Origin of the sequence: Bradyrhizobium sp. AZCC 2289, from assembly GCF_036924615.1 — a bacterium.
Taxonomy (GTDB): domain Bacteria; phylum Pseudomonadota; class Alphaproteobacteria; order Rhizobiales; family Xanthobacteraceae; genus Bradyrhizobium.
On sequence record NZ_JAZHRY010000001.1, the window covers coordinates 8,846,559 to 8,859,662 of the forward strand.

Here is a 13,104-nt window from a genome sequence, read left to right on the forward strand (position 1 = left end):
ACCAAATGCTGTACCACGCTGTCGGCGAGCTATCTTCTGCGAATGAATTTCGGTGTCGTGGTTGTTCGGCGGCTGCCGATTATCGTCGCGGTGCGCTGCGCCTAAACTTCCTCGACTCGGCGCACAATCGATTCCAGCCTTTTGATCAGGCCGCGTCCGAGATGCGCATTTCAACATGCAAGCCAGCAGCTCCGATCAGATTGACCAAGGTGTCGAGGCCAAACAACTCGATTTTGCCACGCATTAGATCAGAGATACGCGGCTGGGTAACACCAAGCAGCTTGGCGGCCTCCGATTGGCTTAGCCCTGTCCGGGCGATGTGATCCTTCAAAGCCATCATCAGCGCGGAACGGAGCTTCATGTTCTCAGCCTGCGCTGGCGTATCCTCAATTGCATCCCACACACTGGCGAAGCGCTTCTTGCTCATCGACCAAGCTCCTTTAACAAATCCCGGTAACGCCGAGCGGCCAGGTTCATAGCCGTTTGGCTCGTCTTCTGCGTCTTTTTCTGGAAGCAGTGCAGCACGTAGACAGCGTCGTCGAACTTCGCCACATACACCACTGCTCCCGCGGCGTCGCGAATCCGAATTTCGCGTACCCCGCGGCCGACCGTATTCATGGCTTCCAGTCGTCTGGCTCGCGCCCGCGCTGGATTTGGTCGAGCTGATATCCCGCCTCACGCCGGGCCGCCTCCGGAAACGCGCGCAAATCCTCAAGCGCATTGCCTCGGAACTCGACGGGCTTGGATTTCATCCATTACGGCTTAATATACAAAATTTTGTATGGCTTGGCAACTCCTTTCCACCTTCGCGCCTAGCCAACGGCGATTGGCGATCTGTGAGTTGAACCGCTACATTCAGGATTGTCGTTCTGATGCATGCCAATCTTCTCGATGATGCAAATGGGTGCCAGAATTTCCAAACTCGTGGCGCGGCTCAGGGAGCTGGAGCGCGAGCGCGCGGAGATCGTGGCCGAGATCAACACCCTACACTCGATGGAGAGTGAGGGGACGGTGGCTATCAAGGTCGCCCCTTCGGCAAAAGCCGGAAATCCTGTCGACCGGAACTCTTCGATCACGCAGAAGATTGGTCTGTTTCGTCGACTTTTCCGCGGCCGCTCAGATGTATTTCCCATCCGTTGGGAGAATCGCACGACGGGGCGCAGCGGCTACGCGCCTGCCTGTGCAAATGAATGGCTGCGCGGGATTTGCGAAAAACCGAAAGTCAAATGTTCGGCGTGCCCCAATCAGGCATTCCTGACCGTAGATGACGTGTCGATCGAACGTCATCTACGCGGAATTGACGCGAATGGCACCCCGTTTGTGATGGGCGTCTATCCGATGCTTGCCGACAATACCTGTTCGTTCCTGGCTGCAGATTTCGACGAAGGGGAATGGCGAAGAGATGCCTTCGCTTTTAGGGACTCTTGCGAGCGTCATGGAATACCCGTTGCCATTGAGCGGTCCCGATCCGGAAACGGTGCTCATGCCTGGATCTTTTTCGAGGAGCCGATTCCTGCGGCATTGGCACGCCGTCTCGGAGCCTTCCTGATTACCGACACGATGGAACACGTCCCCGATATTGGATTCGGATCTTACGATCGATTTTTTCCGAGTCAGGATTCAATGCTAGCGGGTGGTTTCGGCAACCTGATTGCCTTGCCTCTTCAGGGACTCGCGCGAAGTTCTGGCAACAGCGAGTTCATCGACGAGTCTTGTTCGCCGTATCCGGATCAGTGGGCCTTCCTGTCCGCGATTGCACCTATGCCGCGAGCGAAGGTGGAACATCTGGTCGAGCAAGCAAGTGCATCTGGAAGAATTATCGGCGTGCGTATTCCTCTCGTCGACGAAGACGAAGAACCGTGGCTTGCCCTGCCGTCGCGGCGACAGACGCCGCCAGCAATCCGCGAGCCATTGCCAGGCGTGATCACTGTCGTACAGGCGGACCAAATCTACCTGCCGCGTCACGGGCTGCCACCGTCGTTGGTCGCGCGCCTCATTCGCCTGGCGGCGTTCCAGAATCCCGAATTTTACGCGGCACAAGCGATGCGCAGGTCGACCCATGACAAGCCCCGGATCATTTCTTGCGCGGAGCTGACCAGCCATCACGTTGCGCTGCCTCGAGGGTGCTTCGACGCCGTCCTCGATCTGCTTACGCCACTTGGAATTGCAGTAACGATTGAGGATCGCCGTTTTGTGGGTGCGGCGATCCCACTCGCCTTCACCGGTGCACTTCGCCCCGATCAGGAAACTGCCATCAAAGCCCTGTTGCCGCACGATACCGGCGTGCTCGCGGCAACGACGGCGTTCGGTAAGACGATCCTGGCCATCCGGATGATGGCCGAACGCGGACGGAATACATTGGTCCTCGTTCACCGCCGTCAGCTCATGGATCAATGGATCGAGAGGCTCACAGCGTTCTCGAATATGCCGCGTGACGCGATCGGCATAATCGGCGGCGGCCGTCGCAAACCGAAAAGTCAGGTTGACGTCGCACTAATCCAGAGCCTGGTTCGCAGGGGAGAAGTCGATGATATCGTCGGCAATTATGGGCATCTCGTGGTCGACGAATGCCATCATCTGTCGGCGGTAAGCTTTGAGCTGGTCGCGCGCCGTAGCAAGGCCCGCTACATCCTCGGCCTATCAGCAACAGTTACGCGAAAAGACGGGCATCACCCGATCATCGTTATGCAATGTGGTCCCGTCCGCCATCGCGTAGACTGTTTCGATGATTCTCGCCTCGATACCCTTTTTCTTACCATGCCGATTGCACGGAAAGGTACGCTTGCTCAGTATGCTGGCCGCTTGCATCGTCTCAACGACGCCAAGCGCGAGGTGATCATATACGATTATGCCGACATGAGAGTGCCGGTTCTGGCCCGGATGGCTGCGAAACGTCGTATTGGCTATCAAGCGATAGGTTACAAGGTATTGGGTACTCAAGATTTGTTTTCTGGTCGGGCGGTCGCACCGAACCAACCCGCATAAGCGACGCGCCGATTGCTCATCGATCAGGCGTCAGCGTCGCACCAGTGCCGTTACCAGTTCAAATTCGCCGAACTTGCGTAGTTGGACGCAGCCAAACATTGCGCCGAGGCGTGGTACTGCACAGGCAATTTGGTACTGCCATGCAGTACCGCGCAGGGTGAAAATAAGTGAAAATCGTCGCGTGATCGGATCAAACCTTTGAAAAGAAAGGAAAATGCCTTAGCTCTAACGCTTCGGATTGTCCGTCGAACCAAAATCGATTGGACCGACAAAGATAATTAAATTGAATGAAAACAATATGTTAGAAGCCAGATTTTCCGTGGCCCCAATGATGGACTGGACCGACCGGCACTGCCGGGTGTTCCACCGTCTGATGACGCGGCGGGCGCGGCTCTACACGGAGATGCTGACGACCGGCGCCATCATTCACGGCGATCGCAGTCGGCTGCTCGGCTTCGATCCGAGCGAGCATCCCCTCGCGTTGCAGCTCGGCGGCTCCGAAGCGCGCGATCTCGCAACCGCCGCCAAAATCGGCGAAGATTTCGGCTGCGACGAGATCAACCTCAATGTCGGCTGTCCGTCGGACCGGGTGAAGGACGGCCGCTTTGGCGCCTGCCTGATGGCGGAGCCCGCGCTGGTTGCCGAGGGCGTCGCCGCGATGAAGCGCGCGGTGAAAATTCCGGTCACGGTCAAATGCCGGATCGGGATCGACGATCAGGATCCGGAACTGGCGCTGGACGTGCTGGCGCGCGGCGTGGTCGCGGCTGGCGCCGATGCGCTGATCGTGCACGCCCGAAAGGCCTGGCTCAACGGATTGTCGCCGAAGGAAAACCGCGACATCCCGCCGCTCGATTACGACAGGGTGTATCGGCTGAAGGCCGCCATGCCCGGCGTGCCCGTCATCATCAATGGCGGCATCGCAAGCCTCGGCGAGGCGAAGCGGCACCTCGCTTATGTCGATGGCGTGATGCTGGGGCGGGCGGCCTATCAGGAGCCGTGGCGTTTGCTCAACGTCGATCCGGAAGTGTTCGGCGAAGCGGCCCCGCATACGACGATGAAGGACGTCTTCGAGGCCATGATGCCCTACATCGAGGATCAGCTGGCGCGGGGCACGCGGCTGCATTCGATGACGCGGCATTTCGTCGGTGCATTCCACGGCGTGCCCGGCGCCCGCGCATTCCGCCGCCACTTTGCCGAGAACGGCGTCCGCGCTGGCGCCGGCGTCAATGTGCTGCGCGATGCGATTGCGCTAGTCGAAGGCCGCGCGGTCGCGCCGATGGCGGCCTGAAACGTCAGGGTAGCCATGCAGCATCAGCTTGTCGGCGCGAACGCCCCAGCTTTCCAGCCGGTCCAGAAAACTCATGCCGAGCAGGTTGGTCTTCATCTTCCCGCGCGGCACCACCAGCGCCGGCACAGATTTCTCGACCAGTTGACCGACGGCGAGCCGGTCGAGCGTCAGCCGTGCCGCCTTGGTGTGGCCGCCGGCGGTTTCGACATCGACATCATATTCGAGCATTTCGAGCGGCAGCCCGATGGCCTTCGCGGTCTCCCAGGTCAGCACCACCGAGGTCGCGCCGGTATCGATCACCATCGGTGCGGTGACGCCGTTGATCTTGGCGCGCAGCGCGAATTCGCCGCCCTGTCCGCGCGAGACCTGCACCGCGGGTGCGGACGCGGTGCTGCGCTGGCGCAGCATCTGCGAGACCTGCTGGCTGGCGCGCGCGATCTGTTCCGGGTCGCCATAGGCGACGACGGCGCCGGCGGTGCCGGCGAGCAGGAGGATGACGAGCAGGATGCGGCTCATGGCCTGCCTCCGTTGCTCCGGCTGCCGGTCAGTTGGGCGTTGAACCGGCCGCCATCGGCTCCAGCCCGGCGTCCGCCATCCGTGCCGGCAACATTTCCATCACCGCGAGCCGTTCCGCGCGCTCCATCCGGTGCCAGCGCGCGATCTCCGGAAGCGTGCGTCCGCACCCGAAGCAGAGTTTCGATTTGGGGTCCATCATGCAGACTGCGATACACGGCGTTTCTTTGCTCATCTTGGAAGTGTGAAACGGTTTTACCTGCTTGCGCAAGCGCTCCAGTTACAACCCGGTCCCCGCGCTCATGATCGGTTTGTTGCGCGCCCGCCGCTTGTCGTCGGCGGGAACGGTTACAGTTTCCGGTTGCAGCGGCGGGGCTTCTTCCGCCATCGGCGCCAACGCCGACATCACGCGCTCCGGCGGGAAGGTGACGATGACTTCGGTGCCGATCCGCAGCTTGGATTTGAGCGTGAACGTGCCGCCATGCATGTCGATCAGGCTTTTGGCGATCGGCAGGCCGAGACCGGCGCCTTGCTCCGCCGACTTGATCGAATTGGAGCCCTGGCCGAACGAGGCCAGCACGATCGGGATTTCGTCTTCCGCGATGCCGGAGCCGGTATCCTTCACGCTGAGATATTGTCCGCCGGACGCGGTCCAGCCGACCTTCAGCCAGATCTCTCCGCCCTGCGGGGTGAACTTGATCGAGTTGGACAACAGGTTGAGCACGATCTGGCGCGTGGCGCGTTCGTCGCCCCAGATCCGCGGCATGCCCTGCTCGAACACCTCATGGATGGTGATGCCGCGGCTGGTGGCGCGCAGCTTTAGCAGATGATGGCAGTCGGCGACGACGTGCACCAGCGAGACGGCCTCTTCGTTGAGCTCGTAGCGCCCGGCCTCGATCCGCGACAGGTCGAGGATTTCATTGATCAGATTGAGCAGGTGGACGCCGGAATTGTGGATGTCGGCGGAATATTCCTTGTAGACCGGCACGGTGTGCGGGCCAAAAATCTCGCTCTTCATCACCTCGGAGAAGCCGAGGATCGCGTTCAGCGGCGTGCGCAATTCGTGGCTCATCTGCGCCAGAAAACGCGACTTGGCGACGTTGGCGGATTCGGCGCGGTGTCGCGCCTCGTCGGAAATCGCCTTGGCCTGTTCGAGTTCGCCAATCAGCGCGTCCTTTTCGGCGCGCGCCTCCAGCGTCGCCAGCGTCGTCGAATGCAGGCGATGGGCGAGCAGCGCAAAATAGCCTTCGGCGGCGATCGCGAGCAAAGCGAGCACGTAATTGTCGAACGTGCCGCTGAGCACGAAATTCAGCGCAATCGCGGCTGTCACTGGCGCGGTTGCCGCAAGCGCTGCGATCGGGAGCGAGGCCGCGAGCATGCTCGATACTGCGATTACCAGCAGCATCAGGAACATCATCAGCGTGTTGGAGACGATGTCCAATCCCGCCGGATGCATCAGGACCGCGGTCCAGCACAGGCCGTAGAGCAGGTCGAGCAGCACGAATTGCGTGCGCCATTTGCGCGTGGCGGCGAGCGAAGGGGGCTCGGCGAGGAACCTGCGGCAATTGCGAATGATGGCGGCGTGGACGCAGAGCACGCCGATGGTCCAGGCCGCGGCCGGCACCGGCTGCATCCAGACGCCGAACATCACGCCGGTTGCAATCACCAGCAGCATGACGACATAGGATGCCGATATGCGGGTCTGGGCATATTGCCGGAGCAGTTCGGTATCGAAGGCCGGGCGGGTTCCGCTGGTCGACGTTAACCGATCGCGGGCCTCACGCACCCGCTGGGCTGCGGCGCGGCGGGTGTTAACCGGCGCGGCGACCTGAGGCTCGGCCGGAAGCTGGACAACTTCAGGCTTTTCTGCGGGTTTACTCATTAAACAACACAAGTCCTGCCCGCGAAGAGCGCGGGCTTTTTGCATTGTCTATCTCTGGGCCTAAATCCTTAAGCGATGCCTTAAATAGCTAAAAAATCCCGTTAACGCGGGGTTAAATTAACCTCTGGTTCCGGTCGGCCGGAAGCCTTGTCGTCATTGCGAGGAGCGATAGCGACGAAGCAATCCATGCTTTCCGCCTTCCGCACGATGGATTGCTTCGCTTGCGCTCGCAATGACAGTGGCGGATTGCGCCGCCGATGTTCCTCAGCGCTCCAGCCGCGCCAGCAGGCTCGACGTATCCCAGCGCTTGCCGCCCATCTTCTCCACTTCGGAGTAGAACTGATCGACCAGCGCGGTCACCGGCAGGTTCGCCCCGTTGCGGCGGGATTCGGCGATGCAGATCGACAGATCCTTGCGCATCCACTCGACTGCGAAGCCGAAATCGAACTTGCCGTCATTCATGGTCTTGTAGCGGTTCTCCATCTGCCAGGATTGGGCGGCGCCCTTCGAGATGGTCTCGACCACGGCATGGACGTCGAGGCCCGACTTCTTGGCGAAATGAATGCCCTCCGAAAGCCCCTGAACCAGGCCGGCGATGCAGATCTGGTTGACCATTTTGGTCAGCTGCCCGGAACCGGCCGGCCCCAGCAGCTTGCACATCCGGGCGTAAGCCGCGATCACGGGCTCGGCGCCGGCATAGGCATCTTGGTTGCCGCCGCACATGACCGTCAGCACGCCGTTTTCGGCACCCGCCTGGCCGCCGGAAACCGGCGCATCGATGAACTTGAAGCCGGCCTTGGTGGCGGCGGCATCGAGCTCGCGCGCGACCTCGGCGGAAGCGGTGGTGTGATCGACGAAGGTCGCGGCCTTCTTCATGCCGGCAAAGGCGCCGTCGGCACCCAGTGTCACCGCGCGCAAATCATTGTCGTTGCCGACGCAGCACATCACGAAATCCTGGCCGTCGGCGGCGGCCTTCGGCGTTGGTGCTGCGCGTCCACCGAACTTGTCGGCCCATTCCTTCGCCTTCGCCGCGGTGCGGTTGTACACGGTCACCTCGTGGCCACCCTTTTTCGCGAGGTGTCCTGCCATCGGGAAACCCATCACGCCGAGACCGAGAAAAGCGACTTTAGCCATATGTGCTACCTTATCGTTTGCCCTTCCGGGCCATTACCTAGGGGTTTTGCCGGCAGAATGGAGCGGGCCGGGCGTCTTCCTGGAGGAGGGAGGCCGCACCATAACCCCTGCTCCGCGAAGGGCAACCGCCTTCGTTTGGCGCGCGGGGCGCGTTTTGTGCTAGGATCGGGCGCCGAAAACAAGCTTCACAAAAAAGGGAGTGTATCGCATGGGCGTGAGCGTTGGCGTGCTCGATCATTTCAACATCCGGACCCGGAAACTCGACGACACCGTCCGGTTCTATGAGGACGTCCTGGGCCTGGAGAAGGGCCCCCGGCCGAACTTTGCCTTCCCCGGCGCCTGGATGTACTCGGAGGGCAAGCCGGTGGTGCATCTGGTCGATATTTCCCGGACCGATGAGCCGCAAAAGCCGGATTCCGGCGTGGTCCATCATGTCGCCTTCATCAGCCGGGGTTTTGCCGGCATGATGCAGCGGCTGCAGTCCGGCGGGTTCAAATACGACTCGCGCCAGGTTCCCGGCGGCGATCTCTGGCAGATCTTCGTCAATGACCCCAATGGCGTCATGATCGAACTGAACTACGAGGCCGCCAAGGAAAGCGGCGACATGGCGCCCGCCGAACGGGCGGATGATATGCGAGCGATATAGCCTTTCGCGCTGTAACGCTTTAAGGGTCGCATCCTAGTTTATCCAGGAGATGCGCCGTGAGCGTAACCCAGCAACAGGTTCAGGATGCCTTGGCCAAGGTGGCGTCGCCGCGCGGCGTCGCTCTGACCAACGCCAATGTGCTGTCGGCGATCACGATCACCGACGGCAAGGTGTTCTTTTCGATCAATGTCGATGCCGCCGAGGCCCGCGCGTGGGAAAGCGTGCGCGCGCAGGCCGAAGCCGCCGTGCGCGCCATTCCCGGCGTGACGGTGGCCATGATCGCGCTGACGGCCGAGCGCAAGGCTGGCGCTGCGGCACCGCCGCCGCAACCGCATCGCCATGCGCCCGGCGTGCAGCCGGTGTCAGCGCATAAGCCGCCGCAGAGCCCGAGTTCGCCAATGTCCAAGCAGTCGGAGATTCCGGGCGTCGCCGCCGTCATCGCGGTGGCGTCGGGCAAGGGCGGCGTCGGCAAATCGACCACCGCGCTCAATCTGGCGCTGGGCTTGCGCGATCTCGGCCTGCGTGTCGGCCTGCTCGACGCCGATATTTACGGGCCGTCGGTGCCGCGGCTGACCGGCATTCACGAGAAGCCGCAGCTCGACCACAACAGAAAAATGATTCCGATTCCCCGTTTCGGCCTCGCCATCATGTCGATCGGATTCCTGGTCGAGGAAGACACGGCGATGATCTGGCGCGGGCCGATGGTGATGTCGGCGATCACGCAAATGCTGCGCGACGTCACGTGGGGCACGCTCGACGTTCTCGTGGTCGATATGCCGCCCGGCACCGGCGACGCGCAATTGACGCTGGCGCAGAACGTGCCGCTGAAGGGCGCGGTCATTGTCTCGACACCGCAGGATCTGTCCCTGATCGACGCGCGGCGGGGCCTCGCGATGTTCAAGAAGGTCAACGTGCCCGTGCTCGGCATTGTCGAGAATATGAGCTATTTCCAGTGCCCGCATTGCGGCACCCGGTCGGACATCTTTGGTCACGGTGGTGCGCGCCATGAGGCGGAGCGGCTGGGCGTGCCGTTTTTGGGCGAGATACCCCTGCACATGTCGATTCGCACCACGTCGGATTCTGGCAACCCGGTGGTGGCCAGCGAACCGGATGGCCCGCACGCGGCGATTTACCGCGCGATCGGTACCAAGGTGCGCGACCAGCTGCAGGGCGTCATCGCTGCGGCCTGAGGGCTTTTTTCGCCTCATTCGACTTTCGTTTAATCAGTGCAGTCATGCCATTGTCGCGTTTTCGCGCGGCAACTTCCGTGTTAAAGCCGCCCGGCCAGAGCGCCCCGGATGACGTGGAATTCGCCCCGCCGGAGGAATGCTCGAGGAAATATGGGAAACGCCCCGTCTTAAGGAGATGTCTGAATGAAGCGTCGTGATTTTTTGAAGGTTTCGGCGGCCGGTGCTGCCGCGACAGCCGTTGCCTCGCCGGCGATCGCGCAATCGTCCCCTGAGATCAAATGGCGCATGACATCGAGCTTCCCGAAGTCGCTCGACACCATCTATGGCGGCGCGGTCGAGGTGTCGAAATACGTCGCCGAAATGACCGACAACAAGTTTCAGATCCAGGTGTTCGCGGCGGGCGAAATCGTTCCAGGTCTGCAGGCGCTGGATGCGACCTCCAACGGCACCGTCGAGATGTGCCACACCGTCTCCTACTATTATGTCGGCAAGGATCCGACCTTTGCGATCTACGCCTCGGTCCCGTTCGGCCTCAACGCGCGCCAGCAGAACTCCTGGTGGTATCAGGGCGGCGGCATGGAGCTTGGCAATGAGTTCTTCAAGAAGTTCGGCGTGATCGGCGCTCCCTGCGGCAATACCGGCACGCAGATGGGCGGCTGGTTCCGCAAGGAGATCAAGACCGTCGCCGATCTCTCCGGCCTCAAATTCCGCATCGGCGGCATCGCCGGACAGGTTCTGCAGAAGGTCGGCGTGGTGCCGCAGCAGCTCGCCGGCGGCGACATCTATCCGGCGCTGGAAAAGGGCACCATCGATGCGGCCGAGTGGGTCGGTCCGTATGACGACGAGAAGCTCGGCTTCCAGAAGGTCGCGAAGTACTACTATTATCCCGGCTTCTGGGAAGGCGGCCCGACCGTCCACGCCTTCACCAATCTCGAGAAGTGGAATTCGCTGCCGAAGAGCTATCAGGCGATCCTCACCAACGCGATGGCGAACGCCAATAGCTGGATGGCCGCGCGCTACGACATGCAGAACCCGTCGGCGCTGAAGCGTCTGGTCGCCGGCGGCACGCAGCTGCGTCCCTTCACCACCGAAGTGCTGGAAGCCTGCCTGAAGGCGACCAACGAATTGTGGGGCGAGATCTCGGCCAAGAACGCCGATTTCAAGAAATCGATCGACGCGATGCAGGCCTATCGCTCCGATCAGTATCTGTGGTGGCAGGTCGCCGAATACACGTTTGACAGCTTCATGATCCGCTCGCGCACGCGCGGCTGATCTACACCTTTAGTAGCAAGTAAAGAGGCCCGGTCTCCGCAAGGAGGCCGGGCTTTTTGTGTCATACCGGCCAGTTCGGGATGGAAATCGGCAAAGGGATGTTCCATGCTGGCTACAGGCCTCGACACGAAGGCTGTCTGACACAACCACAAGGGATGGACTCCAATGAAGCGAAGAGATTTTCTCAAGGTCACCGGTTTAGGCGCGGCTGGCGCAACCGCGATGGCCGCACCGGCGATCGCGCAGTCGATGCCGGAGATCAAGTGGCGCATGACCACGAGCTGGCCGAAATCGCTCGACACGCTGCATGGCGGCGCCGAGATGATGGCGAAAGCCGTTGGTGAAGCGACCGACAACAAATTCCAGATCCAGACGTTTGCCGCCGGTGAAATCGTTCCGGGTCTGCAAGTGCTCGACGCCGTACAGAGCGCCACCGTCGAAATGGGCCATACCGCCACATATTATTATTTCGGCAAGGACCCGACCTTTACGTTTGGCTGCGCGGTGCCGTTCGGGCCGAACTCGCGCATCAACCAGGCCTGGTACACGCTGGGCGGCGGCAAGGAACTGCTGAACGATTTCTTCAAGGGCTACAACGTCACCTCGCTGCTCGCGGGCAACACCGGTTGCCAGATGGGCGGATTCTTCCGCAAGGAGATCAACACCGTCGAGGATCTCAAGGGCCTCAAATTCCGCATCGGCGGCTTTGCCGGACGCGTGATGCAGAAGCTCGGTTGCGTGCCGCAGCAGCTGGCCGGCGGCGACATCTATCCGGCGCTGGAAAAAGGCACGATCGATGCTGCCGAATGGGTCGGTCCCTACGATGACGAAAAACTCGGCCTCCACAAGGTCGCGCCGCATTACTATTATCCTGGATGGTGGGAAGGCGGCCCGATGCTGCTCGCCCTGATCAACCTGGACAAGTGGAACGCGCTGCCCAAATACTACCAAAGCGTGCTCGAACAGGCCGGTCATTACGCCAACAACTGGATGATGGCGAAGTACGATACGGTCAATCCGATGGCGCTGCGCAAATTGCTCGCCGCCGGCACCAAGCTGCACGCCTTCTCGCCACCGATCATGGAGGCTTCCTTCAAGGCCGCGAAGGAGCTGCACAACGAAGTCTCCGCCACCAATGCGAATTTCAAGAAGGTTTATGAGTCGCTGACCAACTACGCGAACAACGGCTACTCCTGGTTCCAGGTCGCCGAAGTCGGTTACGACAGCTTCATGGCGCGCCACTCGCAGAGCTGATTGCGCGCGGACGTTCAGGTCGGAAAAACCCCGGAGCAAAACTCCGGGGTTTCGTTTGCGAGTATGGCTTTTGGCGGCGATGCTGGCGCATCTGGTCGACCGGCGCCCACGCAATACAGATCTCAGCCGGCAAGATCGGATGCTCTTTCATCCTGACGATGCAGCGCGAAGCCGATCCGGTTTGCGCCCAATTCGGGCTTCAAGGTCAGGGCCGGAACCAGATAATCGCCGCGGTTCTGGCTGCGGTAAGCAACGGGCGCGGCCTGCATCGCGTTGTCCAGCCGTGCGCCGAGCGCGCTCAGGGTTTCGTTGTGCCGCGTTGTGTCCATCGCGCTGCTTTTGAACACGACGAATGGCGGCAACACGTCGAAACCCGGGTAGAACAAAATACCGTGCTGGATCGGAAACAACAGATCGTCGATCGGCCCGTTGATGCCGCGTTCGCTGTAATGCTCGGCCCAGCCGCCGGTGGTCACCACCAGCATGGCCCGCTTGCCCTCGAACACGCCTTCGCCATAGCGCTCGCCCCAGCGCGTCTCCGAATGTTCACCGACGCCATAGGCGAAGCCGTAGGCATAAACGCGCTCGAACCAGCCCTTCATGATCGCCGGCATCGAAAACCACCAAAGTGGAAACTGGAAGATCACCAGATCCGCCCAACGCAACTTATGCTGCTCGGCCGCGACGTCCGGGCTCTGGCCGCCCTCCGCGAAAGCGCGCTTGGAGTCCGCGATCGGGCTGAAGGGCTGCGTAGCGTCGCGCCGCGGAAAATCATCGGCGTCGAGATTGGCCTTCCAGCCCATGGCGTAGAGGTCGCTGACTTCGACCGCATGCCTTGCGCGGACAAATCGATCGACCATGAAATCGCGCATCGATCCGTTCAGCGACCGCGGTTCGGGGTGGGCGTATACCAGCAAGACATTCACGACGACAGCTCCTT

At 61.2% G+C, this 13,104-nt stretch carries 12 protein-coding genes and 1 pseudogene; 6 read left to right on the plus strand and 7 right to left on the minus strand.

The window, feature by feature from the left end; genetic code table 11:
- Positions 1–145: 145 nt before the first annotated feature.
- Together V1289_RS41360 and V1289_RS41365 are read right to left on the minus strand one after the other, a co-directional pair.
- Entirely contained in the window at positions 146–427 is a 282-nt protein-coding gene (locus V1289_RS41360) for a helix-turn-helix domain-containing protein (RefSeq protein WP_334405055.1), read from the minus strand.
- Positions 424–752, minus strand: a pseudogene (locus V1289_RS41365) (type II toxin-antitoxin system RelE/ParE family toxin). The gene V1289_RS41360 and the pseudogene V1289_RS41365 overlap by 4 nt, the downstream one beginning before the upstream one ends.
- Positions 753–876: 124 nt before the next feature.
- On the opposite strand from V1289_RS41365, the gene V1289_RS41370 reads away from it, so the two are divergent.
- Both V1289_RS41370 and dusA read left to right on the plus strand, forming a co-directional pair.
- The gene (locus tag V1289_RS41370; RefSeq protein ID WP_334405057.1) at positions 877–2,985 is read left to right on the plus strand and encodes a TOTE conflict system archaeo-eukaryotic primase domain-containing protein; all 2,109 of its coding nucleotides are present in this window, start codon (positions 877–879) and stop codon (positions 2,983–2,985) included.
- A gap of 328 nt (positions 2,986–3,313) precedes the next feature.
- The gene (gene dusA / locus V1289_RS41375; RefSeq protein ID WP_334407876.1) at positions 3,314–4,273 is read left to right on the plus strand and encodes a tRNA dihydrouridine(20/20a) synthase DusA; all 960 of its coding nucleotides are present in this window, start codon (positions 3,314–3,316) and stop codon (positions 4,271–4,273) included.
- On the opposite strand, the gene V1289_RS41380 is transcribed toward dusA, so the two are convergent.
- From V1289_RS41380 to V1289_RS41395, 4 genes are all read right to left on the minus strand, one after another.
- A complete protein-coding gene (locus tag V1289_RS41380) occupies positions 4,235–4,789 on the minus strand; it encodes a TIGR02281 family clan AA aspartic protease (protein ID WP_334405059.1) in 555 nt (184 codons plus the stop codon). The genes dusA and V1289_RS41380 overlap by 39 nt on opposite strands.
- 28 nt (positions 4,790–4,817) lie before the next feature.
- A complete protein-coding gene (locus V1289_RS41385) occupies positions 4,818–5,021 on the minus strand; it encodes a DUF1289 domain-containing protein (RefSeq protein WP_334405061.1) in 204 nt (67 codons plus the stop codon).
- Between the two features lie 45 nt (positions 5,022–5,066).
- Entirely contained in the window at positions 5,067–6,668 is a 1,602-nt protein-coding gene (locus V1289_RS41390) for a sensor histidine kinase (RefSeq protein WP_334405063.1), read from the minus strand.
- A 264-nt stretch (positions 6,669–6,932) separates the two neighbouring features.
- A complete protein-coding gene (locus V1289_RS41395; RefSeq protein ID WP_334405065.1) occupies positions 6,933–7,802 on the minus strand; it encodes an NAD(P)-dependent oxidoreductase in 870 nt (289 codons plus the stop codon).
- 208 nt (positions 7,803–8,010) lie between these two features.
- On the opposite strand from V1289_RS41395, the gene V1289_RS41400 reads away from it, so the two are divergent.
- The 4 genes from V1289_RS41400 (at position 8,011) to V1289_RS41415 (ending at position 12,164) form a co-directional block, all read left to right on the plus strand.
- Complete coding sequence (locus V1289_RS41400; RefSeq protein WP_309184163.1) at positions 8,011–8,448, plus strand: VOC family protein; 438 nt, start codon at positions 8,011–8,013, stop codon at positions 8,446–8,448.
- Positions 8,449–8,504: 56 nt separating this feature from the next.
- A complete protein-coding gene (locus V1289_RS41405; RefSeq protein WP_334405070.1) occupies positions 8,505–9,638 on the plus strand; it encodes an Mrp/NBP35 family ATP-binding protein in 1,134 nt (377 codons plus the stop codon).
- A 183-nt stretch (positions 9,639–9,821) separates the two neighbouring features.
- Positions 9,822–10,910 carry a TRAP transporter substrate-binding protein gene (locus tag V1289_RS41410; RefSeq protein ID WP_334405072.1) on the plus strand — a complete coding sequence of 363 codons (1,089 nt, stop codon included), beginning with the start codon at positions 9,822–9,824 and terminating at the stop codon, positions 10,908–10,910.
- Between the two features lie 165 nt (positions 10,911–11,075).
- A complete protein-coding gene (locus V1289_RS41415) occupies positions 11,076–12,164 on the plus strand; it encodes a TRAP transporter substrate-binding protein (protein WP_334405074.1) in 1,089 nt (362 codons plus the stop codon).
- A gap of 122 nt (positions 12,165–12,286) precedes the next feature.
- Here V1289_RS41415 and V1289_RS41420 read toward each other — a convergent pair whose 3' ends face one another.
- Entirely contained in the window at positions 12,287–13,090 is an 804-nt protein-coding gene (locus tag V1289_RS41420; RefSeq protein WP_334405076.1) for an NAD(P)H-dependent oxidoreductase, read from the minus strand.
- Between the last annotated feature and the right edge of the window lie 14 nt (positions 13,091–13,104).